We start from the raw sequence: 26,078 nt of genomic DNA, 5'->3' as shown, positions 1-26,078 counted from the left end.
GTGAAAACCATGATAGATAAAATAATTGTTAAAGGTGCTCGCGAGCATAATCTGAAAAATATAGATGTCGAAATTCCGCGCGACAAGCTGGTGGTGATCACCGGTGTTTCAGGTTCGGGTAAATCCACCCTCGCCTTTGATACCATCTACGCCGAGGGCCAGCGGCGTTATGTTGAGAGTTTATCCTCCTATGCGCGTCAATTTTTAGAGCAGATGGAGAAGCCCGATGTCGATAGCATTGACGGTTTATCGCCGGCAATCTCCATTGAGCAAAAAACCACCTCAAAAAACCCGCGTTCAACGGTGGGAACTGTTACCGAAATTTACGACTATTTGCGTTTGTTGTTTGCCCGAATCGGCAAAGTCTATTGCCATCATTGCGGCCTTGAAATTGCCGCGCAAACGGTACAGCAGATTGTTGATCGGGTGATGAGTTTTCCCGAGCGCACCAAATTATTGGTGTTGGCGCCGCTGGTTAAAGGGCGTAAAGGGGAATACCGCAAAGAGTTACTCCAACTGCAGGCCGATGGCTACGTGCGTGTGCGTATTGATGGTGAGCTGTTTGAACTAGCTGAAACACCCGAACTGGATAAAAAGAAGAAGCACACCATCGAGGTGGTTGTTGATCGCTTGGTGGTTAAAGAGGGGATTGAGGGTCGTTTGGCCGATTCGCTCGAAACCGCGTTAAAACTCGGTGACGGCTTGGTGATGGTGCAAGATTTAGCCGGCGAGTGTCATAACTTCTCTGAAAAACATGCTTGTGTCGATTGCGGTATCTCTTATGCTGAGGTGGAGCCACGGATGTTTTCATTTAACAATCCGCATGGCGCTTGCCCCGATTGTTCGGGGCTCGGCACGCGCAACTATTTTGACCCTGATCAGGTGGTTCCCCATCACGATTTGACCCTGCGCGAGGGTGCTATTGCCCCGTGGGTGACTCGTAAAGGGTTTTATTATCAGCAACTTCTTGAATCTTTGGCGAAGCATTATCAGTTTGATGTGACGATCCCTTACCGTAAATTACCCGATAATATTAAACAGACATTGATGTACGGTTCGGGCACCGAAGAGGTGCAATTTTATTACGATCAAGGCGACCGTCGTCACTATTACCATAAGGTTTTTGAGGGTGTTATCCCTAACTTGCAGCGCCGTTATCACGATAGCGATAGCGACTCGATGCGTGAAAAACTTGAGCAATTTATGGATATTATGCCGTGCCCAAGTTGTGATGGTGCGCGCTTACGGCCAGAATCGTTGCATGTAAAAGTCGATAAGCAAAGCATTTACGCTCTGTGTGAGTTGTCGATTGGTGAAGCACAGCAGTTTTTTGAACAATTGCAACTTAGTGCAAAAGATGCCGCCATTGGCGAACGAATTCTCAAAGAGATTCGCGAACGGTTAGGCTTTTTATCCCAAGTTGGGCTCGATTACTTAACCCTTAATCGCGCAGCAGGAACGCTATCGGGAGGAGAGGGGCAACGAATTCGTCTGGCCACTCAAATCGGGTCATCACTGATGGGCGTTTTGTACATTCTTGATGAGCCATCGATTGGACTTCATCAACGCGACAACCGCCGTTTGCTCGAAACCCTCGTTCACTTGCGCGATTTGGGTAATACGGTGCTGGTGGTTGAGCATGATGAAGAGACCATTATGGAGGCCGATTACGTTCTCGATATGGGCCCCGCTGCCGGAGTGCATGGTGGCGAGGTGGTCGCCCAGGGAACCCCGAAACAGGTAATTGAAAATCCACTGTCGTTGACTGGTCGCTACATTAATGGTGATCTTGAAGTGCCGGTTCCTGCCAAGCGCCGCACCAGCGAACGTTGGCTAGAGATTGTTGGCGCCGAGGGTAATAACCTGCAACAGGTGGCAGTGAAATTCCCCCTTGGTGTGATGACCTGCGTGACGGGGGTTTCTGGTTCAGGTAAATCGACATTGGTGATCGATACCTTATACCGTAGTTTGGCGCAGCAGTTGAATCGTAGTCGCCAAAAAGCGGGTAAGTTAAAAAGCATTACCGGTATGGAGTATCTCGATAAGGTGGTGGATATTGATCAATCGCCGATTGGTCGCACACCGCGTTCTAACCCTGCCACCTATACGGGGGTGTTTTCTGACATTCGTGACCTGTTTGCCCAGCTACCCGAATCAAAAATTCGTGGCTATAAAGCGGGTCGCTTCTCCTTTAACGTCAAAGGTGGTCGTTGCGAAGCCTGTAGTGGCGATGGGGTGTTGAAAATCGAGATGCACTTCCTTCCCGATGTGTATGTGCAATGTGAGGTGTGTGGCGGTAGCCGTTATAACCGTGAAACCCTTCAGGTGCACTACAAAGGGAAAAGTATTGCCGATTTGTTGAACATGACGGTTAATCAAGCGAGTAAATTCCTAGAGAATATTCCGCGTATTCATACCAAGCTGCAAACGGTGCGTGATGTCGGCTTGGGCTATATCAAGCTCGGTCAAAGTGCGACGACCCTTTCAGGCGGTGAAGCGCAACGGGTGAAGTTGGCCAAAGAATTAGGTAAACGCGCCACAGGGCGAACGGTTTATATTCTCGATGAACCGACCACTGGGTTGCATTTTGATGATATTCGCAAGCTAATGGAAGTACTGCACCGGTTGGTTGAAACCGGTAATAGTGTCATCATCATTGAGCATAATCTCGATGTCATTAAAACCGCCGATCATGTCATTGACCTTGGCCCCGAAGGGGGTAGTGGTGGTGGAACGATTGTGGCCTGTGGTACGCCAGAACAGGTGGCGCTGAATAGTATTTCCCATACTGGACGCTATTTGCGGGCTTATTTGGATCTGTGATGGTGATAGCGGATATGTTTTGTTGGGAGGCTTGATTGGCAGATTGAATGGGAATGATCTGAAACACTGATGATTAATGAGGGCCAGAGATAATTTCTCTGGCCCTCATTGCTTTTAGCATAAAATTACTGCTCGTAGTCATACGGCCAGCCTAGCACGCCACCTTCCATGTAGCAGATGTTAGTGAAGCCTGCTTGCTGTAGAATCACTTGTGCTTCAAAGCCGCGCAAACTCACTTTGCAAAAGGGCACGACCACGCGGTCTTTGGGGATCTCATCGAGGCGGGTGCGGAGTGCGCCAAGGGGAATCAGTTTTGCCCCAGGGATGCGAATCTCTTCGTATTCGGCAGGTGAGCGAACGTCGAGTAGTAGAAGGTCCTCCCCTTGTTGAATGCGCTGGTAGGCTTCGCATGGGCTCATGCTGTCGGCCATGCCGTCGAGCTTGTTGCGCAAGGCGTTGGCGGCTTGGATGATGGCGTCCATCGCCCCAGCGAACGGTGGAGCATAACAGAGGTCAAATTGTGCCAGTTGATCGATGGTGCCTCCAAGGCTTAGTGCTGTGACGATTACGTCAATACGTTTGTCAACGACACCTGTTCCAACCACTTGTGCGCCGAGGAGTTTACGTGTTTTACGATCGGCAATAAGTTTGATGGTGATCGATTTGCAGTCGGGGTATAGGTGGGTTTTGTCGGGCGATGATGAGGTGTGGCTGATGGAGTCATATCCGTGTAGTTGAGCGTCTTCAGCACTGAGTCCAGTACGGCCAATATTAAAATCAAACACCTTGACTGCTAAGGAGCCGAGAATGCCGGGAAAGTGTTCTGTTTGTCCACAAATATTATTTGCCGCCACGCGGCCATGTTTGTTAGCAGTGGAGCCGAGAGGAATATAGACTTTTTTACCAGTGATGATGTCGGTGGATTCAACACAGTCGCCAACGGCATAAATAGCGGGATCACTGGTTTGCATCTGGTCATTTACGGCAATCGCACCGGTGGTTCCAAGCTCAACGCCTGCATCGCGGGCCAGATCGACAACAGGGCGCACGCCAATCGCCATCAATACAAGATCGGCATCGTAGCTGCCTTGATCGGTGATGACGCGCTCTACCGTACCATCACCTTCAATGCGTTGCAGTGGTTCCGCAAGACGAAGGTTGACCCCTTTGTTGCGCAGTTCACGGTGAACCAAAGCAGCGGTGCTAAAATCCAATGCCGTCGCCATCACTTGGTCTTTCATCTCCAACAGGGTGACGTTGATGCCACGATGAACCAAGGCTTCAGCCACTTCAAGGCCGATTAAACCAGCACCGACAATCACAGCATTTTTAGCTGTTTTAGCAAGTTGATCGATCTGAGCTGCGTGATCCATTGTTTTCAGTGGTAGGACACCGTTTAGATCAATGCCGGGGATAGGGGGTAGAATGGGCGTATTTCCTGTGGCCATCACCAGAGTGTCGTAAGGAAGAGTTTGTGTCTCACCGGAATCGAGGTTGCGTACGGTCACGGTCTGTTGTTCCCGGTTGATGGCGTTCGCTTCGGTGCGGGTGAGGGTGAGGAAACCCTTCACCTTGCTAAAGAATGATTCATCACGTAGCACACCCGCTGGTGTTTTGCGCACTTCGTTGAGATCTTCGTAAAGTCCTTCAATATAATATGGCAGTGGGCATGCCCCGTAGGAGATCTCTTTGGTGCGATCAATAACGGTGATATTGGCGTGTGCGTCTAAACGTCTCAAACGGCACGCTGTTTTCATCCCCGCAGCGACTCCGCCAATGACAACAATATTACGTGTTTCCATGTTATCTTTCTCCTAACAAGATAATTAAAATCTCAGAGCTGTATTGGGCTTATGTCGGGCAACACCCTTGAATATCAGCATAATATAAAGGACAAAAGCATATACTGAATACGTGTTGTATGCCAGCGCCAACCGTGTATATTTACAAAACATAACGAACGATTTTTACAGAAATTATATGAATAATTGGTAGGGTTTTGAATTTATAGATGTTTTTTATTGTTTTTGTTGCTTGATCTGCTAGCGTTAAAAAGTTGGTAATCCGTATAGGGGGACAATGATGATAGAACTTTTTTGGATCATCATAATCTATTTTATCTCTTCTTTAGCAGCGATCCATGTACTGCTGTACAAGCGTGATCCTCGCTCTGCTTTAGGTTGGATTGCGGTATGCATCGGTTTGCCGGGAATTGGCGCACTGCTGTATGTGCTGCTTGGCCTCAATAGAATTCGTAACCGAGCGCGAAGTTGGCAAGATTGCGGTCGTGGTATTCATTCCACTGTAGCGACGCAAGAGGTTGCGGCTCCCCTCACCCCACCCTATCAAACACAAAACTACCAATTACTGCGTCAACTATCCGATCGGGTGACGCGGCGACCATTGATTAGTGGTAATCGCGTGCAGCCGTTATTTAATGGCGATCAGGCCTATCCTGAGATGTTAGCAGCCATTGGTGGCGCTCGGTATAGCGTCGCCCTTTCAACTTATATTTTTGATACGCGACAGACAGGGCAAAGCTTTATTAATGCGTTGAAACTGGCGGCAGAGCGTGGCGTTGAGGTGCGGGTGTTGATCGATGGTTTAGGTGGTCTTTATTCATGGCCACGAGCTTACAGACTCTTTAAGGGTTCACAGGTCAAAGTTGCGCGATTCTTGCCATTTACCTTTTTACGCCGTGGGCTTCATTTTAATTTACGCAATCATCGTAAACTATTGGTGATTGATGGGGCGCTGGCGTTTACAGGTGGTATGAATATCAGTGAACGCCATGTTCACAATAGTGGAAAGTCATCACTAACGGGTGTTTTAGCTACAGGTCCGGTGGTCGATCTTCACTTTAAGGTCGAGGGACCCGTAGTGGGTCAAATGCAAGAATCATTTCGCGAAGACTGGAATTTTGCTACGGAAGAAACCTTTGAGGGGCGCAGTTATCCCGAAGCGGTTGCTGGCGGCGATAGCCTGTGCCGTGGCATAAGTGCTGGCCCGAATGAGGCCTATGAAAAGCTTGTGTGGATTGTGGTTGGCGCGCTTAATTGTGCACGCCAGCGGGTCTCAATTATGACTCCCTACTTTATCCCCGATAGAATGGTGGTTTCAGCATTAAATGCGGCGGTGTTGCGTGGCGTTGAGGTGGAGATTGTCTTGCCGCAAAAAAATAATCTCCCTTATGTTCATTGGGCGAGTCGTGGTTCGTTTTGGGAGTTACTTGAATATGGGGTAAAGTTGTATTATCAGCCCGGCCCGTTTGTTCATAGCAAGTTGCTGCTGATGGATGATCATTATGCATTAATTGGTTCAGCCAATATGGATCCACGCAGTCAACGACTCAACTTTGAGTTTAACCTTGAGGTGTATGATGATGCGATCAATACTCAATTACGCGACCATTTTGATACGGTGAAGCAAGCCTCTCAGGTCATTACCCTCAATGAGATGGAGAACCGCCCTGTTTTGGTAAAATTACGTGATAATTTTTTCCGTCTATTTTCCCCATTTTTATAATATTCCTGGTCAATCAACAGGCAACTTTTCATCGTAGTTTGTCTGTAAAAACTTTTCGCCAAGGGGCGATTCAACAATCTCACGTAATGCTGCCACAACCAGTGAATCGTAGTATTGACCCATCTCTTCTAGTTCTGTTAATGCCTCTGCGCTGTTTTTCTTGGTGCGGTAGGCTCGTGGTTCAACCATGGCACAAAAACTATTCACTACGGATAGCACTCGTGCTGGGAGAATGATTGCATCGCCCTGAAGGCCTTGAGGGTAGCCGCTGCCATCGATTCGCTCATTCATTTGATAGACCGTATCAGAGACAGGTAATTCGAAAGCGATAGGTTGTAGGATACGTGCTGCGTGCTCGACGTGTTGTTCGATCTCAAGTCTTTCTTCATTATTGAGTGGTCGTTGTGCTGATAAAAGCTCTTTGTTGACAAACATCTTCCCTATTTGGGATAAATTTGCGGCAATTTCGACCGTTGTTTGCTGTTGGCTATTGCCACCGAGTTGTTTGATCGCCTCGCGGCCCAGAAGTCGTAGGCGGCGGCTGTGTCCTGCTAAATAGGGATCATTCAGTTCAACGGCACTCACTAACGCTTTCACTGTGCGAAGTATCGCCTTTTCGTGTCGTCTTTGACCTTCAATCAGGTCAGTAATATTGGTCATTACCGAGATGATGCCACTCAGACTTCCATCACTCTGAGTGAGGGGAACTTTAGAGATAATAAGGTGGAGGGGCTGAGATTTGAAATAAAGAGTCTCTTGGATGTTCACCTCTTGCCCTGTGGCGATCACTTGTTGATCCCAATGCTCAAGCCGTTTCGCTGTATCAAAGCCAAAGACTGCGTAATCATCATGAGTTAAAACCTCTTCGATGCTACGTCCTAGAGCTTCCATCATCGACGGGTTAACGTACTGGTAGATGCCGCGCAGATCTTTAAGACTGATAAAATCACCGATATTATCGTTGATACTGTTGAGCAGTTTGCGTTGATTGTCAATTTGGGCTGCCAGTGTTTGGAAGTGCTGAGCGATTTGGCGATTTTTTAATCCCACTTGTTGAAACCAGATGGCGCTAAATGTTACAGCAAAAACAATAATTAGAAGTGCTGAAATGCTCCATGCAATACGAGCATGGCGGTTAAGAGCTAGTCGCGCGGTGTTGTAGTCGGCCTCCTCAATGACCCACCAGGGTAATGTATCAAGTGTGGTGGCAACGGAGTAGACGGTGTTAGGGCCTTGAATTGATGTTCGTTTTTTAAATTCTAACCACTGGTCAATTTCGTTACCAGTGTCTTGTTGTAGCGGGGAAATAAGATTCGGGCTCCACGGGGTGACAACAGCGAAACCCACTGTTGTTTTTTGGATCAGATAAACGCGTTCACCATTTTCAGATAATGGTGATGCGGCAAGGAGCTGGTTGATTTTATCCGTAACAATTTTACTTAAAATGACAACCGCAACGACTTCTGGTTTGGGTGATGTGGCCTCTAGGGAAAATAACGGTAGAGCCATATCGAGGCTGAGGCCAGCGGGTGTTGATTGAAGCGTCGAAAACTGAGGCGTGCGGGTTGCCATGACTTGACGACTGAGTTGTTGCTGCTCAGCACTGAGATGGCTGATACCATTATCGGTAGAAACATACGCTTGACCGTTGCGATGTACGAGTCGACCTGAGTGGAAATTGGTATAGCGGGTGAACTCGATGAAAAGACTTTGAAGTTCTGGCAATTGAGCTATTAACCCTGCTTGGTCAGATTGCGTGTTGCTATGGTTAGGGTTAATAAGATAGGAAATATCGCCCTCAATCAGGTCAACTTCGGTAGCGTAAAGGCGAAACAGGTCGGATTTAACGATACGGTCACCTTGATGCACAAGGCCATCTAACCATGTTTCGATCACTTTTGCTTGACTGCTGGCAACCAGAGTTAAGCGTTTATTTAATGAGCTTTCGAATTGCAACTCTTTCTCATTAATGCTCCACATCGGGCCGACAATTGAGCCGAGAGAAATAAACGTAATGATGGCGATGGCCAACCACATGGTACGACGGTGGGACATCCAGCGTACCGATGTGGCTGGTGTGTCAAATGATGGAGTAACGGCCATGGTTAATCTCCTGTCGCGCGTTCTAGAGGCAGCGATGCTTTGCTGCGCGGCTTAATATGCATCCAACGGTGGTGTTCGTTAACCGAGTATTGCGGTACATAATGTTGATAGCGGTGGTGCGAAAATACTGGATCCGATAAGTTGTCTAATATGAGAATATCATTATTTAAATAAACAGCCAGTACTGCATGGGTGATAGAACGGATGGTGTCGCGCAGTATGACAATTCGTAGTTGATCAACATTAAATCCTAGATAACGTAAAGCAAAATATTTGCAGATGGCGTAGTCCTCACAATCGCCTGAATGGCGTAAGAATTCGAGAGGCGTCGCCCAGTAGTCATTTCGTTGCCAGATGTCTTGATCTTGACGGTATGGCCAACGATTGAAAAATTGATTGATGGCCACTACCTTTTGTTGTGCCGTTGAATCTGCAATGTGTTGCACAAGCTCTTGCCATGCTGCTGCTGATTGAAGGTTTTGTTCATCGTTTGAAGTACTGAACTGCTGAAATTGATCTGGAGCGAGTGACGCGATTTTTTGCCAATTTTTCAATACATTGAGGTTGCCACGAAACTCGATTGTTCCAAATAGAATCTCTTTTGTACTCTTCAGAGCTGGATCGGTTGGCGTAGCGGTCTGATTGGCACAACCGTTTAGGGCGGTGGCAAACAAAAGCCATAACGTAAAGCACACCATATGGATGAACTTTTGTGGCAACTGCTACCTCTCTCTCAGTGCCGTTTGTTTTGTTTTTATGATGGGCTTGAGCAGGTAGCTTAGCACCGATTTTTTACCTGTTAAAATATCAACACTCGCTGTCATACCTGGGATGATTGGAAGGTTTGATCCTCGGTAGGTGAGTGTGGTGTTTTTTGTACGTAACTTGACACGATAAAAGCTCTCTTGGCGTTCATTTATGATGGTGTCAGCGCTAATTTGCTCAACATAGCCATCTAATCCGCCGTAAATTGAAAAGTCGTACGCTGTTAATTTTATTTTAGCGGGTTGGCCTGGATAGAGGAAGGCGATATCAGCTGGGCGAATTTGAACTTCAACCAACAATGCATCATCTAACGGAACCACTTCAAGTATCGGCTCACCCGAGCGGATGACACCACCAACCGTATTAACAATGATCTGCTTAATTGTGCCGCGAACGGGGGAGCGAACATCGGTGCGCCCTACTCGATCTTTTCCCGATGTGATCTCTTCTGTCAGTGAAATGAGTTCAAGTCGCCGCTTGGTAATTTCATTGAGAATGCCCGTACGGTATTCCGCTTTACGTTGCCCTATCCGCCGTTGCGCTTCATTGGCTGCTTCACGAATGCGGGGAATGGTAAGTTTAATGGTGTCGAGATCACCACTCATGGCGGTTACATCGCGTTGTAACGATAGAAATTCAACGCGCGAATAAAGTTCCTGATCAACAAGAGGTTTAGCAATGTCACGCTGTTCTTGCGCCAAGCTAAGTCCTTGTTCCAGCTTGCTCTTTCGGCTATAGAGTTCTTTGATTTCGTACTGTTTTTGTTGGTACTGCGACTGAAGAACCTTGATTTCAAGGGACAGTTGTTGTTGCCGTGCTTGAAAGATTTGTAGTTGATCAGCAACCAGAGAGGGATGTTGTTGCTGCATTTCAACCGAAAATTCTGGCTGAGTGTTGTTTAGTTCACCATTGAGACGTGCTAAGGCGGCTTGATGTTCCAGGGCGGTGTTGACAGAGTCGCGATATTGGCTTGCTGCGCGTGTATTGCGAATTTGAACGAGAACATCACCCTTTTGAACAATCTGATTCTCCTGCACCAAAATCTTTTCGAGAATTCCCCCTTCAAGGTGTTGAATAATTTGGACACGTTGTGATGGGATCACCTGCCCCTGCCCACGCGTTACCTCATCAAGAACGGTAATGTGTGCCCAAGCGACAAAGGTAATCAGCAATAAGCAGATCATAAATGAGATCACGTAGGCAAAGCGATGACCGGTGCGATAAATGGCCGCATCAACTTCACCAACATAATCAATATTGTTACGTAGCTGTTTACGTTCCTTACGATTCAAAGGTTGATTGTCTTGTGAAGATTTCATCAACAGACTCCTAAGGTGCCGTTGCGTGTATTTGGTGTTTTTTTAACGCCTCAAGGGTTTCTCTCTTGGGACCATCAGCGACAATTCGGCCATTATCCATCACAATCAGGCGGTCCACCATTGTGAGCAAGCCAAAGCGGTGGGTGAATAGCAGTAGCGTTTTACCTTCAAGTTCAGGTTGTAGCCGGTTGCAGAGTAACTTCTCTGAACCGTTATCCATGGCACTGGTTGGTTCATCTAAAATTAAAATTTGCGGATCAGACAGTAACGCTCTGGCAATAGTAACCGCTTGGCGTTGACCTCCAGAGAGGGCTTGGCCACGCTCACCAACAGGGCAGTCAAATCCTGCTGGGTGTTGATGAATAAAATCACCAACGCCAGAAATTTGCGCCGCGCGTAAAATCGCTTGCTCATCGGCCTGTGGTGAGCCAAACGTAATGTTGTCACGAATGCTGCCGAAAAACAGATAGTTATCTTGTGAAACGTAGCCGATTCGGCTGCGAAGATCAGCAACGTGGAGTTGACGAATATCGATGTCACCAATACTGACACGCCCTTGTTCAGGATGGTAAAGCCCCAGTGCTAAACGACCAAGAGTACTTTTCCCACAACCCGTTCTCCCTATGATGCCTACACGTTCACCAGGTTTTATTTTTAAGGTTAAATCTCGCAAAGCTAAATTTTGAGATTGTGGATAGGCAAAGCGAACCTCTTCAAATGCTAACGAGCCGCTGAGGTTCGGTTGGTGCATGAAGTTCTGCCCTGAGGGTGATTCGGTGGGTATTTTCATCAACGTATCGAGGGCATGAAGAGAAGTTCGAGCCTGTTGTAGCCGAGTTAGCATGGCAGCAACCGTTGCCAGTGGTGATAAGGCGCGGCCGACTAGAATATTACAGGCGATTAGGCCACCCAGTGTCATTTCCCCTTTTGAAATTTGATACACACCACCAATGATGATTGCTACGCCGACCAATTGATTGGCAAACATTGAAAAGGAAAGTGAAAAGTTTGCCAGCCCTTTAATGCGGCTGCTGGTGAGTGCATTGGCTCCAACCAGTTTCTCCCAGCGGTGTTGAATCTGTCCACCAGCTAACGCTGTCTTGATTGTTTCTAAACCAAATATGGATTCAACGAGTAGTGCGCTCTTTTGCGAAGATTCGCGGTAACCCTTGTCGATAACGTGGCGAAAAGGAATTTGAATCGACAGGCCGACGAGAAGTACAATTGGCACAGCGATAGCTGGCGCCCATGCGAGTGGTCCGCCAATATAGGCAATCAGGGCGATAAAGATGGCGATGAACGGGATATCGACCAATGCTAAAAGAGTGGTTGAGCTAAAAAATTCACGTAATGTTTCGAATTCGCGCAAATTGTTGGCGAGAGTTCCCGTTGATTCAGGTTTGTTGTCAAGGCGGATACTCGTAAGTTGTTGCATGAGGCGACTGGCAATGATGACATCGGCATTCTTTCCCGCAATATCAACAAAGTAGCCGCGTAAGTTGCGGAGAATGAAGTCAAACGAGTAGGCAATTGCCACCCCTAATGCGAGCACCCACAGGGTTTCAATGGCATTATTGGGTACCACACGGTCATAGACATTCATGACAAAAAGCGGGCCGGCAATACCAAGAATGTTAATGACAGCCGTAGCGAGTAATACGTGCTTGTAGATGGGCCAAAACCTTAAAATTGTGCCCCAAAACCAGCGTTTTGTTGATGTGTTTTTGCCCGGGTCAACGCGTTTATCGAGATGGTTGATGAGGTGAGCGAAAATACAATAGCCGGTGTAGTTTTTCTGTAGATCTTCTATGGCAACGGTTTGTGGGCTTGAATCGTTTTCAGCCAAGATAATCGTCGCCTGATCGTCGGTGTAGTCGAGCAATAGGCAGGTGTTTTGCTCATTGAGGAGCAATAGGCAGGGTAACGATAACTTGGGTAGTTTTTGAAGATGGCGGCGGCGAAAGCTCCGTGCTTGGATGCCGTGAGGTTCGAGTGCGCGTAAACAGGCTGCAATAGAGGGTGGTTCTTTGTCCATTGGTAGGTTTGTTTTTAGAACATCAAGGGTGAGAGGTAACCCCAAAAAGTTAGATAATGTGCACAGGCTTAGCAGAATAGGTACCGTGGTCTCGACCTCAGTAGCCTTAAATGATGGCATCGATTTTTGTGGTGGAGGTGTTGATCTCTCATGGAGCAAGGATGATGTATTTTTCATTGATGATCCATTATGAAGTAAGGGTTCATAAGTGATGTCTAAAAAATAGCTTGTACCTCACTTGGCATAAGTAAAAAACATGTTAGATTTATATTGTAGGAGATAATGAGAGAAATACAAAGATTTTTTAAGAATTAATTATTTTATGGAGGTTAAAGATGAGATCCTTATGTCGCTATTATTTATGGATTTCTATTGTCGCTTTGGTTGGAGCCATAATGGTTTCTCCAGCTGTTGCAGTGGAAACGACATTGCAAGAAAGCGTCAATGGAGCATTAAACACAAACCCTCGCCTTGATATTTTGCAACACAATCAACGGGCCATTGCCCATGAAGTGAATCAAGTTAGGTCGGGATATTATCCTCGTCTGGATATGACCCTTGGCTATGGAACTGAAGCGCACGATGATGAAATTACTCGTGGGCGCGGCGATGACGAGACCTTTCAGCAACGTGGTGAAGCTGCCCTTATTCTATCACAACTCCTTTATGATGGTGGTGAAACCTATCGACGTGTTTCCGCAGAACAAAGAAAGTTAGTTTCCGCAGAAAAACGAGTGTTAGATAACGCCGAAGCCATCGCTTTAGATGCCGTGATTGCTCACTTGCAAGTTTATCGTCAACAGGAATTGTTGGTGCTGGCAGAACAAAATGCTCGAGACCATGAAGAGATTATTGAGATGCTTCAGGAGCTTCGAGAAGGTGGCGCTGGTAATCGTGCTGATGTGGTTCAAGCTCAAGGGCGATTGGCACGAAGCCGTGTGTCCGTTGCTGAAACAAAAAGTGATTTGCGCCAAGCTGAGGCAAATTATATTCGAGTTGTTGGTCACCCCGTAGACAGCGTTGCTTTCTATCGCTTAGGTGCGGTCGTCGCTCCAGAATCGCTAGAACAAGCCTTGAATTTAACTGAGTGCGGTAATCCAAAGGTTTTAGCTTTGCTCGCTAATATGAATGAGGCCAATCAGCGCATAGGCATTGTCAAAACCAAGTTTTATCCCAAAACATACCTCGAATTGAGAACAAGTTACGAAGAGGAAGTGGAAAGCTCACAAACGTACGAAAATAACCATCAAGCAATGATTCGCTTGCGTTGGAACCTTCTCAACGGTGGTGCTGATACTCATGAACGAAGAGCCGCTACATCGCGCCATGCACAGGCATCTTCTGCTCATGCGAACCAGCTTGTCGAAGTTCTTGAAGAAACGCGTAACACCTGGGCTCAATATATTGCCGCACAAGAAACCAAAGCTGCTTATACTGACGCGGTAAATTACAATCAAAAAACTTTAGATAGTTATCTCCAACAGTTTAAAGTTTCTCAAAGAACGTTACTCGATGTTCTTGACGCTCGTAATGAGCTATTTCAGTCATCAGGCCAACTGGTCACCACGAGAGTCAATGAAGTGGTTGCCGCGAGTCGATTACGCGCCCTAGCTGGCCAGCTCAACGAAACATTGAGCATCGACCCTCAGCTGTATGAAGTCGCAGCCACTGAATAAACGATAAACTTAATAGTCGCCCCTGTTTAAATGTGTAAAACAGGGGCGTTTTTTTGTCAAAATGGAGATAAGTCCTTGTAAGGTGGTTCTATTTGAAAAGTACGCTATAATTAGAATAAATATGACAATAACTGTCTTAAATAGGGAATAGTCGCTTCAATATAAACAGTTCTGGAGGACGTTATGGCTGACAATAAAATATTTACTAGTCCGATTGAAGAAAGCTCTTCACAAGTTGACATTCAAAACCAATCAGGACCAGAGGATAGTGCAGCATTGGCGACAATTACAATACCCGACGTCGATGTAGTTGAAGTGGTAAATGTCAAAGCTGGTGCAGAATTGCCCATAGCTTTTAGCCTTGACGATGCCGAAGTGGAAATTGTTGAGGGAGATTTGCGTTTAGATTTTGACAACGGTTCGACACTTATTTTGCAAGATTTTGTGGCGTTGTCGGAAATGGCAAATCCACCATCCATTGTCATGGCAGATGGAACAGTCTTGCCGGGCGATGCGGTAATTTTCCCTTATTTAGATGCTGCTCCCGCTGCCGGGCCGACTGTATCAGGTGGTGGAATTGGAACCTATCGTGATGATCTGGGTCAGGTCATTGAAGGGGTTGATCGACTGGGGACACAAGGTCCGCCAGCTCTTGACTCCGCAGCAGGAACGGAACTCGATGATCAGAGTTTGCCTTTAGAGGAAGATAGTCCGCCCGATGCGGTCGATGATATGGGCTCCACAGATGAAGGTGGCACGGTAATCATCCCTGTTTTAACCAATGATAGTGATCCCGATGGTGACGCACTGTCGATTGTAAGTTTTACCCAGCCAACGTTGGGTTCAGTGACTCAAAATTCTGATAACACCTTTACCTACGATACCGACGGTAATTTTGAGGCATTGAATACAGGTGACACCGCGACAGAAACCTTTACTTACACCATTACAGATGGTCATGGTGGTACCGATACTGCAACCATCACCATCACCATCAACGGCACCAACGACAGCCCAATTGCCGTAGCCGACAACAACCTCATCGTTGAACTCGCTGATGACATCGTTACTGACAACGCCGTCACCGGCAACGTCCTTGACGGTAACAGCAGCGCCGGTAGCGACAGCGTTGACGACAACGATCCAAGCGGCGACAGCCTGTTCGCCGACTTCTTCGTCGCCAGCGTTGACGGCACAGCCGTAGGCGATGGTGCCACAAGTATCGCCATCAGCGGCGACTACGGCGCCCTGACCATCAACGGTGACGGAAGCTACAGCTACGAGCTCGACGATGCCAACAGCACCGTCCAAGCCCTAAACAGCGACAGCACCGCGATCCAAGACGTGTTTAGTTACACCATGAACGACGGCGATGGTGGTACCGATACTGCCAACCTCACCATCACCATCAACGGCACCAACGACAGCCCCATCGCTGTCGCAGACAACAACCTCATCGTTGAACTCGCTGATGACATCGTTACTGACAACGCCGTCACCGGCAACGTCCTTGACGGTAACAGCAGCGCCGGTAGCGACAGCGTTGACGACAACGATCCAAGCGGCGACAGCCTGTTCGCCGACTTCTTCGTCGCCAGCGTTGACGGCACAGCCGTAGGCGATGGTGCCACAAGTATCGCCATCAGCGGCGACTACGGCGCCCTGACCATCAACGGTGACGGAAGCTATAGCTACGAGCTCGACGATGCCAACAGCACCGTCCAAGCCCTAAACAGCGACAGCACCGCGATCCAAGACGTGTTTAGTTACACCATGAACGACGGCGATGGTGGTACCGATACTGCCAACCTCACCATCACCATCAACGGCACCAACGACAGCCCCATCGCTGTCGCAGACAACAACCTCATCGTTGAACTCGCTGATGATATCGTTACTGACAACGCCGTCACCGGCAACGTCCTTGACGGTAACAGCAGCGCCGGTAGCGACAGCGTTGACGACAACGATCCCAGCGGCGACAGCCTGTTCGCCGACTTCTTCGTCGCCAGCGTTGACGGCACAGCCGTAGGCGATGGTGCCACAAGCATCGCCATCAGCGGCGACTACGGCGCCCTGACCATCAACGGCGACGGAAGCTACAGCTACGAGCTCGACGATGCCAACAGCACCGTCCAAGCCCTAAACAGCGACAGCACCGCGATCCAAGACGTGTTTAGTTACACCATGAACGACGGCGATGGTGGTACCGATACTGCCAACCTCACCATCACCATCAACGGCACCAACGACAGCCCCATCGCTGTCGCAGACAACAACCTCATCGTTGAACTCGCTGATGATATCGTTACTGACAACGCCGTCACCGGCAACGTCCTTGACGGTAACAGCAGCGCCGGTAGCGACAGCGTTGACGACAACGACCCCAGCGGCGACAGCCTGTTCGCCGACTTCTTCGTCGCCAGCGTTGACGGCACAGCCGTAGGCGATGGTGCCACAAGCATCGCCATCAGCGGCGACTACGGCGCCCTGACCATCAACGGCGACGGAAGCTATAGCTACGAGCTCGACGATGCCAACAGCACCGTCCAAGCCCTAAACAGCGACAGCACCGCGATCCAAGACGTGTTTAGTTACACCATGAACGACGGCGATGGTGGTACCGATACTGCCAACCTCACCATCACCATCAACGGCACCAACGACAGCCCCATCGCTGTCGCAGACAACAACCTCATCGTTGAACTCGCTGATGATATCGTTACTGACAACGCCGTCACCGGCAACGTCCTTGACGGTAACAGCAGCGCCGGTAGCGACAGCGTTGACGACAACGATCCAAGCGGCGACAGCCTGTTCGCCGACTTCTTCGTCGCCAGCGTTGACGGCACAGCCGTAGGCGATGGTGCCACAAGCATCGCCATCAGCGGCGACTACGGCGCCCTGACCATCAACGGTGACGGAAGCTATAGCTACGAGCTCGACGATGCCAACAGCACCGTCCAAGCCCTAAACAGCGACAGCACCGCGATCCAAGACGTGTTTAGTTACACCATGAACGACGGCGATGGTGGTACCGATACTGCCAACCTCACCATCACCATCAACGGCACCAACGACAGCCCCATCGCTGTCGCAGACAACAACCTCATCGTTGAACTCGCTGATGACATCGTTACTGACAACGCCGTCACCGGCAACGTCCTTGACGGTAACAGCAGCGCCGGTAGCGACAGCGTTGACGACAACGATCCAAGCGGCGACAGCCTGTTCGCCGACTTCTTCGTCGCCAGCGTTGACGGCACAGCCGTAGGCGATGGTGCCACAAGTATCGCCATCAGCGGCGACTACGGCGCCCTGACCATCAACGGCGACGGAAGCTACAGCTACGAGCTCGACGATGCCAACAGCACCGTCCAAGCCCTAAACAGCGACAGCACCGCGATCCAAGACGTGTTTAGTTACACCATGAACGACGGCGATGGTGGTACCGATACTGCCAACCTCACCATCACCATCAACGGCACCAACGACAGCCCCATCGCTGTCGCAGACAACAACCTCATCGTTGAACTCGCTGATGACATCGTTACTGACAACGCCGTCACCGGCAACGTCCTTGACGGTAACAGCAGCGCCGGTAGCGACAGCGTTGACGACAACGACCCCAGCGGCGACAGCCTGTTCGCCGACTTCTTCGTCGCCAGCGTTGACGGCACAGCCGTAGGCGATGGTGCCACAAGCATCGCCATCAGCGGCGACTACGGCGCCCTGACCATCAACGGTGACGGAAGCTATAGCTACGAGCTCGACGATGCCAACAGCACCGTCCAAGCCCTAAACAGCGACAGCACCGCGATCCAAGACGTGTTTAGTTACACCATGAACGACGGCGATGGTGGTACCGATACTGCCAACCTCACCATCACCATCAACGGCACCAACGACAGCCCCATCGCTGTCGCAGACAACAACCTCATCGTTGAACTCGCTGATGACATCGTTACTGACAACGCCGTCACCGGCAACGTCCTTGACGGTAACAGCAGCGCCGGTAGCGACAGCGTTGACGACAACGATCCAAGCGGCGACAGCCTGTTCGCCGACTTCTTCGTCGCCAGCGTTGACGGCACAGCCGTAGGCGATGGTGCCACAAGTATCGCCATCAGCGGCGACTACGGCGCCCTGACCATCAACGGCGACGGAAGCTACAGCTACGAGCTCGACGATGCCAACAGCACCGTCCAAGCCCTAAACAGCGACAGCACCGCGATCCAAGACGTGTTTAGTTACACCATGAACGACGGCGATGGTGGTACCGATACTGCCAACCTCACCATCACCATCAACGGCACCAACGACAGCCCCATCGCTGTCGCAGACAACAACCTCATCGTTGAACTCGCTGATGATATCGTTACTGACAACGCCGTCACCGGCAACGTCCTTGACGGTAACAGCAGCGCCGGTAGCGACAGCGTTGACGACAACGATCCCAGCGGCGACAGCCTGTTCGCCGACTTCTTCGTCGCCAGCGTTGACGGCACAGCCGTAGGCGATGGTGCCACAAGTATCGCCATCAGCGGCGACTACGGCGCCCTGACCATCAACGGCGACGGAAGCTACAGCTACGAGCTCGACGATGCCAACAGCACCGTCCAAGCCCTAAACAGCGACAGCACCGCGATCCAAGACGTGTTTAGTTACACCATGAACGACGGCGATGGTGGTACCGATACTGCCAACCTCACCATCACCATCAACGGCACCAACGACAGCCCCATCGCTGTCGCAGACAACAACCTCATCGTTGAACTCGCTGATGATATCGTTACTGACAACGCCGTCACCGGCAACGTCCTTGACGGTAACAGCAGCGCCGGTAGCGACAGCGTTGACGACAACGATCCAAGCGGCGACAGCCTGTTCGCCGACTTCTTCGTCGCCAGCGTTGACGGCACAGCCGTAGGCGATGGTGCCACAAGCATCGCCATCAGCGGCGACTACGGCGCCCTGACCATCAACGGTGACGGAAGCTATAGCTACGAGCTCGACGATGCCAACAGCACCGTCCAAGCCCTAAACAGCGACAGCACCGCGATCCAAGACGTGTTTAGTTACACCATGAACGACGGCGATGGTGGTACCGATACTGCCAACCTCACCATCACCATCAACGGCACCAACGACAGCCCCATCGCTGTCGCAGACAACAACCTCATCGTTGAACTCGCTGATGACATCGTTACTGACAACGCCGTCACCGGCAACGTCCTTGACGGTAACAGCAGCGCCGGTAGCGACAGCGTTGACGACAACGATCCAAGCGGCGACAGCCTGTTCGCCGACTTCTTCGTCGCCAGCGTTGACGGCACAGCCGTAGGCGATGGTGCCACAAGTATCGCCATCAGCGGCGACTACGGCGCCCTGACCATCAACGGCGACGGAAGCTACAGCTACGAGCTCGACGATGCCAACAGCACCGTCCAAGCCCTAAACAGCGACAGCACCGCGATCCAAGACGTGTTTAGTTACACCATGAACGACGGCGATGGTGGTACCGATACTGCCAACCTCACCATCACCATCAACGGCACCAACGACAGCCCCATCGCTGTCGCAGACAACAACCTCATCGTTGAACTCGCTGATGATATCGTTACTGACAACGCCGTCACCGGCAACGTCCTTGACGGTAACAGCAGCGCCGGTAGCGACAGCGTTGACGACAACGATCCAAGCGGCGACAGCCTGTTCGCCGACTTCTTCGTCGCCAGCGTTGACGGCACAGCCGTAGGCGATGGTGGCACAAGCATCGCCATCAGCGGCGACTACGGCGCCCTGACCATCAACGGTGACGGAAGCTATAGCTACGAGCTCGACGATGCCAACAGCACCGTCCAAGCCCTAAACAGCGACAGCACCGCGATCCAAGACGTGTTTAGTTACACCATGAACGACGGCGATGGTGGTACCGATACTGCCAACCTCACCATCACCATCAACGGCACCAACGACAGCCCCATCGCTGTCGCAGACAACAACCTCATCGTTGAACTCGCTGATGACATCGTTACTGACAACGCCGTCACCGGCAACGTCCTTGACGGTAACAGCAGCGCCGGTAGCGACAGCGTTGACGACAACGATCCAAGCGGCGACAGCCTGTTCGCCGACTTCTTCGTCGCCAGCGTTGACGGCACAGCCGTAGGCGATGGTGCCACAAGTATCGCCATCAGCGGCGACTACGGCGCCCTGACCATCAACGGCGACGGAAGCTACAGCTACGAGCTCGACGATGCCAACAGCACCGTCCAAGCCCTAAACAGCGACAGCACCGCGATCCAAGACGTGTTTAGTTACACCATGAACGACGGCGATGGTGGTACCGATACTGCCAACCTCACCATCACCATCAACGGCACCAACGACAGCCCCATCGCTGTCGCAGACAACAACCTCATCGTTGAACTCGCTGATGACATCGTTACTGACAACGCCGTCACCGGCAACGTCCTTGACGGTAACAGCAGCGCCGGTAGCGACAGCGTTGACGACAACGACCCCAGCGGCGACAGCCTGTTCGCCGACTTCTTCGTCGCCAGCGTTGACGGCACAGCCGTAGGCGATGGTGCCACAAGCATCGCCATCAGCGGCGACTACGGCGCCCTGACCATCAACGGTGACGGAAGCTATAGCTACGAGCTCGACGATGCCAACAGCACCGTCCAAGCCCTAAACAGCGACAGCACCGCGATCCAAGACGTGTTTAGTTACACCATGAACGACGGCGATGGTGGTACCGATACTGCCAACCTCACCATCACCATCAACGGCACCAACGACAGCCCCATCGCTGTCGCAGACAACAACCTCATCGTTGAACTCGCTGATGACATCGTTACTGACAACGCCGTCACCGGCAACGTCCTTGACGGTAACAGCAGCGCCGGTAGCGACAGCGTTGACGACAACGATCCAAGCGGCGACAGCCTGTTCGCCGACTTCTTCGTCGCCAGCGTTGACGGCACAGCCGTAGGCGATGGTGCCACAAGCATCGCCATCAGCGGCGACTACGGCGCCCTGACCATCAACGGTGACGGAAGCTATAGCTACGAGCTCGACGATGCCAACAGCACCGTCCAAGCCCTAAACAGCGACAGCACCGCGATCCAAGACGTGTTTAGTTACACCATGAACGACGGCGATGGTGGTACCGATACTGCCAACCTCACCATCACCATCAACGGCACCAACGACAGCCCCATCGCTGTCGCAGACAACAACCTCATCGTTGAACTCGCTGATGACATCGTTACTGACAACGCCGTCACCGGCAACGTCCTTGACGGTAACAGCAGCGCCGGTAGCGACAGCGTTGACGACAACGATCCCAGCGGCGACAGCCTGTTCGCCGACTTCTTCGTCGCCAGCGTTGACGGCACAGCCGTAGGCGATGGTGCCACAAGCATCGCCATCAGCGGCGACTACGGCGCCCTGACCATCAACGGTGACGGAAGCTATAGCTACGAGCTCGACGATGCCAACAGCACCGTCCAAGCCCTAAACAGCGACAGCACCGCGATCCAAGACGTGTTTAGTTACACCATGAACGACGGCGATGGTGGTACCGATACTGCCAACCTCACCATCACCATCAACGGCACCAACGACAGCCCCATCGCTGTCGCAGACAACAACCTCATCGTTGAACTCGCTGATGACATCGTTACTGACAACGCCGTCACCGGCAACGTCCTTGACGGTAACAGCAGCGCCGGTAGCGACAGCGTTGACGACAACGATCCAAGCGGCGACAGCCTGTTCGCCGACTTCTTCGTCGCCAGCGTTGACGGCACAGCCGTAGGCGATGGTGCCACAAGTATCGCCATCAGCGGCGACTACGGCGCCCTGACCATCAACGGCGACGGAAGCTACAGCTACGAGCTCGACGATGCCAACAGCACCGTCCAAGCCCTAAACAGCGACAGCACCGCGATCCAAGACGTGTTTAGTTACACCATGAACGACGGCGATGGTGGTACCGATACTGCCAACCTCACCATCACCATCAACGGCACCAACGACAGCCCCATCGCTGTCGCAGACAACAACCTCATCGTTGAACTCGCTGATGATATCGTTACTGACAACGCCGTCACCGGCAACGTCCTTGACGGTAACAGCAGCGCCGGTAGCGACAGCGTTGACGACAACGATCCAAGCGGCGACAGCCTGTTCGCCGACTTCTTCGTCGCCAGCGTTGACGGCACAGCCGTAGGCGATGGTGCCACAAGCATCGCCATCAGCGGCGACTACGGCGCCCTGACCATCAACGGTGACGGAAGCTATAGCTACGAGCTCGACGATGCCAACAGCACCGTCCAAGCCCTAAACAGCGACAGCACCGCGATCCAAGACGTGTTTAGTTACACCATGAACGACGGCGATGGTGGTACCGATACTGCCAACCTCACCATCACCATCAACGGCACCAACGACAGCCCCATCGCTGTCGCAGACAACAACCTCATCGTTGAACTCGCTGATGACATCGTTACTGACAACGCCGTCACCGGCAACGTCCTTGACGGTAACAGCAGCGCCGGTAGCGACAGCGTTGACGACAACGACCCCAGCGGCGACAGCCTGTTCGCCGACTTCTTCGTCGCCAGCGTTGACGGCACAGCCGTAGGCGATGGTGCCACAAGCATCGCCATCAGCGGCGACTACGGCGCCCTGACCATCAACGGTGACGGAAGCTATAGCTACGAGCTCGACGATGCCAACAGCACCGTCCAAGCCCTAAACAGCGACAGCACCGCGATCCAAGACGTGTTTAGTTACACCATGAACGACGGCGATGGTGGTACCGATACTGCCAACCTCACCATCACCATCAACGGCACCAACGACAGCCCCATCGCTGTCGCAGACAACAACCTCATCGTTGAACTCGCTGATGACATCGTTACTGACAACGCCGTCACCGGCAACGTCCTTGACGGTAACAGCAGCGCCGGTAGCGACAGCGTTGACGACAACGATCCAAGCGGCGACAGCCTGTTCGCCGACTTCTTCGTCGCCAGCGTTGACGGCACAGCCGTAGGCGATGGTGCCACAAGTATCGCCATCAGCGGCGACTACGGCGCCCTGACCATCAACGGCGACGGAAGCTACAGCTACGAGCTCGACGATGCCAACAGCACCGTCCAAGCCCTAAACAGCGACAGCACCGCGATCCAAGACGTGTTTAGTTACACCATGAACGACGGCGATGGTGGTACCGATACTGCCAACCTCACCATCACCATCAACGGCACCAACGACAGCCCCATCGCTGTCGCAGACAACAACCTCATCGTTGAACTCGCTGATGATATCGTTACTGACAACGCCGTCACCGGCAACGTCCTTGACGGTAACAGCAGCGCCGGTAGCGACAGCGTTGACGACAACGATCCAAGCGGCGACAGCCTGTTCGCCGACTTCTTCGTCGCCAGCGTTGACGGCACAGCCGTAGGCGATGGTGCCACAAGCATCGCCATCAGCGGCGACTACGGCGCCCTGACCATCAACGGTGACGGAAGCTATAGCTACGAGCTCGACGATGCCAACAGCACCGTCCAAGCCCTAAACAGCGACAGCACCGCGATCCAAGACGTGTTTAGTTACACCATGAACGACGGCGATGGTGGTACCGATACTGCCAACCTCACCATCACCATCAACGGTGCTGATGATCTAGCAACGTTGGTTGCAACGAATACAACAGTGTCTGAAGAGGGTCTTGAATTTGGTAATTTAGATCTACTGCCAGATGATTATGTCCTTCTGCCGGGTGATGATGTTCTAAACAACCCCAATGATAATACTAATTTGACGGTCAACACGGGTACGTTTACCCTCACTGATATAGATACGGTCTATACGGTCGATGATATTTCCTTGGCAACCGCCGCTGCCTTGTTAACAACTGATGGCGTGGCTGTGAACTTTGCTTGGAATGCGATTGCTGATGCATTGATCGGAACTCGGGATGATAATGATGATGAGGTCATACGCGTGAGTGTTGATAGTGTGACGCCGAGTTTTGATAACTACGTCGTGGCCTATACGGTGATCTTAAGTGCTCCGATTGAGCATCCATTTACAGGAGATGGTAGCGCTGTGGTCTACGATGAAAGTGTTGTCGCTGAGCAGGACGAAGATGAGATCACCTTCAATATCGATGTCACTGCGGGTAGCACCACCTTTATGGATGCCTTTGAGGTGACGGTCGAGGATGATAGCCCAATAAATATTGTTCCTGAAGATGCCGTATTATCAAATCTTGCTCTGGAATCATTTACGGGAGATTTGGATTTTGATGCTCAAGTTGAGGACAATATTGGTGCAGATCAGCCTGCTAATGTCCGATTCCCTGTTTCTCTTGAGAGTCTTGCGGATACAGGACTTACCTCGGGTGGCTTAGAGATCTCCTACGATGTATCAGGCGATGGGCAAACGCTGACAGGTTACACCGTCGCTGGTAACGTTTTTACCATTGCCTTGAATGTCGATGCAGCAGGTGTTGATCAATACACTGTCACCATGATTGGTACCGTTGATGGTGGTGCATCGGTGATCGATTTTAACGCCGGCGGTTATGATTTTGTTGGTGGTAATGGCGCTTGGGCTGGTTTTAACACCGATGCTGATGACGATAGTCAGGATCTGTTATTGACACCAATTGGCGCCGGTACCGTTAACACCAATGCCAATGAAGGTGGCGTTGGTGGTGGTAACTCGGTCGGCCCAACCGAAGCGATACGTGCAGATTTCGTTATCGATTTAGAAGGTGACCCTAAAGGGACACCGTATACCGATCTTACCAATCAAGATCATACATTTGATAGCCACTATCAGGTGAATGGCTCTTCAGTACTGTTTACCCAGACGGATGGTACTTCGGTTATCGTTAAGGCTTTTGATGATGCCGATGGTAATGATGTCGGTGATGGTGTGCAAGATGCCATCACCGCGGTGGGGATCAGCTACGGTGGCGAAGAGGGGTTTGTCTCCTTTGCTGCGGTGGGCACAACCACCGAGCCGCTAACACTCAACGGCCATGTTTTTAATGTGACCTTTGACGGTATAGAAGTTCAGATTGATGGTGTTATTTCAGATTCCATGATCTCAACGTTTACCGCAGATGGTTATAATAGCGTCGAGTATTGGCATGCTGGTGGTGAAACCTTCAAGGTCGGTGATTTTGGAACGACCGTCATTGATCCAGGTGAACCTGTTGAGTTTTCTGTGCCGCTAGACGTTGTAGATGCCGATGGTGACATAGCTGATGGCACTATTGATGTGCTCTTGACGCCACCCGATGCATTTGATGCTGCTGAGAGTAGCCAGATGCTTATACTTGATGATTCTGCCATTTATGAATTTAGCGCCAATGGTGGCGAGGGAGATCTGGTGATTGATGGATTTAATGTTGATACAGATGTGCTTCGCTTGACCGATGTTTTGGATCTAGATAGCGACGGTACTCTTGATCTGGATGATGTGGCAGTCGGTGTTGCTGCTCAAGGAAATGACTTGGTATTAACCATTGCAGGTTCAGGTGGTGTTGATACCAGTGTGACACTCACCGATGTTGGTGAATATCAAGGTGTCGATAGTTTGGACAGTCTTGCTCAAGCTGGTTTCCAAGTGGAGTACACAGGCTAGTTTGGTTAATCACTTTTGAACCAAAAAGCCCCGCTTAATGCGGGGCTTTTTTTATGCTAATTATGATTCTTTGTTGGTTGAGCGATCGTCTGTTTTTTGCTCAGTGGTTGGCGCTTTCTTCCGAACCGGAAGATCACATTGTTGTGGGCCTCA

At 50.9% G+C, this 26,078-nt stretch carries 9 protein-coding genes; 4 read left to right on the top strand and 5 right to left on the bottom strand.

Annotation, left to right across the window (positions count from 1 at the left end):
* Window positions 1-9: 9 nt before the first annotated feature.
* Entirely contained in the window at window positions 10-2,823 is a 2,814-nt protein-coding gene (gene uvrA, locus ACZ5KY_RS03240) for an excinuclease ABC subunit UvrA (RefSeq protein ID WP_464242471.1), read from the top strand.
* Between the two features lie 125 nt (window positions 2,824-2,948).
* On the opposite strand, the gene ACZ5KY_RS03235 is transcribed toward uvrA, so the two are convergent.
* Window positions 2,949-4,625 (bottom strand): FAD-dependent oxidoreductase, encoded by a 1,677-nt coding sequence (locus ACZ5KY_RS03235; protein ID WP_464242470.1) that lies wholly within the window; start codon window positions 4,623-4,625, stop codon window positions 2,949-2,951.
* 277 nt (window positions 4,626-4,902) lie between these two features.
* On the opposite strand from ACZ5KY_RS03235, the gene cls reads away from it, so the two are divergent.
* The gene (gene cls / locus ACZ5KY_RS03230) at window positions 4,903-6,348 is read left to right on the top strand and encodes a cardiolipin synthase (protein WP_464242469.1); all 1,446 of its coding nucleotides are present in this window, start codon (window positions 4,903-4,905) and stop codon (window positions 6,346-6,348) included.
* A gap of 9 nt (window positions 6,349-6,357) precedes the next feature.
* On the opposite strand, the gene ACZ5KY_RS03225 is transcribed toward cls, so the two are convergent.
* The 4 genes from ACZ5KY_RS03225 to ACZ5KY_RS03210 are packed head-to-tail and all read right to left on the bottom strand — an operon-like array spanning window position 6,358 to window position 12,747.
* A complete protein-coding gene (locus ACZ5KY_RS03225) occupies window positions 6,358-8,451 on the bottom strand; it encodes an HD domain-containing phosphohydrolase (RefSeq protein ID WP_464242468.1) in 2,094 nt (697 codons plus the stop codon).
* A gap of 2 nt (window positions 8,452-8,453) precedes the next feature.
* Window positions 8,454-9,170 carry a transglutaminase-like cysteine peptidase gene (locus ACZ5KY_RS03220; protein ID WP_464242467.1) on the bottom strand — a complete coding sequence of 239 codons (717 nt, stop codon included), beginning with the start codon at window positions 9,168-9,170 and terminating at the stop codon, window positions 8,454-8,456.
* A gap of 3 nt (window positions 9,171-9,173) precedes the next feature.
* Entirely contained in the window at window positions 9,174-10,535 is a 1,362-nt protein-coding gene (locus tag ACZ5KY_RS03215; protein WP_464242466.1) for an HlyD family type I secretion periplasmic adaptor subunit, read from the bottom strand.
* 10 nt (window positions 10,536-10,545) lie between these two features.
* Entirely contained in the window at window positions 10,546-12,747 is a 2,202-nt protein-coding gene (locus tag ACZ5KY_RS03210; protein ID WP_464242465.1) for a type I secretion system permease/ATPase, read from the bottom strand.
* A 158-nt stretch (window positions 12,748-12,905) separates the two neighbouring features.
* Between ACZ5KY_RS03210 and ACZ5KY_RS03205 the strand changes: the two genes are divergently transcribed.
* Together ACZ5KY_RS03205 and ACZ5KY_RS03200 are read left to right on the top strand one after the other, a co-directional pair.
* On the top strand, window positions 12,906-14,246 hold the full coding sequence (locus ACZ5KY_RS03205) for a TolC family outer membrane protein (protein WP_464242464.1): 1,341 nt from the start codon (window positions 12,906-12,908) through the stop codon (window positions 14,244-14,246).
* A 183-nt stretch (window positions 14,247-14,429) separates the two neighbouring features.
* Window positions 14,430-25,925, top strand: coding sequence for a VCBS domain-containing protein (locus tag ACZ5KY_RS03200; protein ID WP_464242463.1), 11,496 nt, complete (start codon window positions 14,430-14,432; stop codon window positions 25,923-25,925).
* Window positions 25,926-26,078: the final 153 nt, after the last annotated feature.

This window comes from Desulfuromonas svalbardensis, assembly GCF_055389415.1.
This window is presented reverse-complemented; position numbering and strand designations above follow the sequence as displayed.

Bases quoted from the DNA above. Each gene is read 5' to 3' on its own strand.
- uvrA (WP_464242471.1), top strand. From the start codon at position 10: ATGATAGATAAAATAATTGTTAAAGGTGCTCGCGAGCATAATCTGAAA.
- ACZ5KY_RS03235 (WP_464242470.1), bottom strand. From the start codon at position 4,625: ATGGAAACACGTAATATTGTTGTCATTGGCGGAGTCGCTGCGGGGATG.
- cls (WP_464242469.1), top strand. From the start codon at position 4,903: ATGATGATAGAACTTTTTTGGATCATCATAATCTATTTTATCTCTTCT.
- ACZ5KY_RS03225 (WP_464242468.1), bottom strand. From the start codon at position 8,451: ATGGCCGTTACTCCATCATTTGACACACCAGCCACATCGGTACGCTGG.
- ACZ5KY_RS03215 (WP_464242466.1), bottom strand. From the start codon at position 10,535: ATGAAATCTTCACAAGACAATCAACCTTTGAATCGTAAGGAACGTAAA.
- ACZ5KY_RS03210 (WP_464242465.1), bottom strand. From the start codon at position 12,747: ATGAAAAATACATCATCCTTGCTCCATGAGAGATCAACACCTCCACCA.
- ACZ5KY_RS03205 (WP_464242464.1), top strand. From the start codon at position 12,906: ATGAGATCCTTATGTCGCTATTATTTATGGATTTCTATTGTCGCTTTG.
- ACZ5KY_RS03200 (WP_464242463.1), top strand. From the start codon at position 14,430: ATGGCTGACAATAAAATATTTACTAGTCCGATTGAAGAAAGCTCTTCA.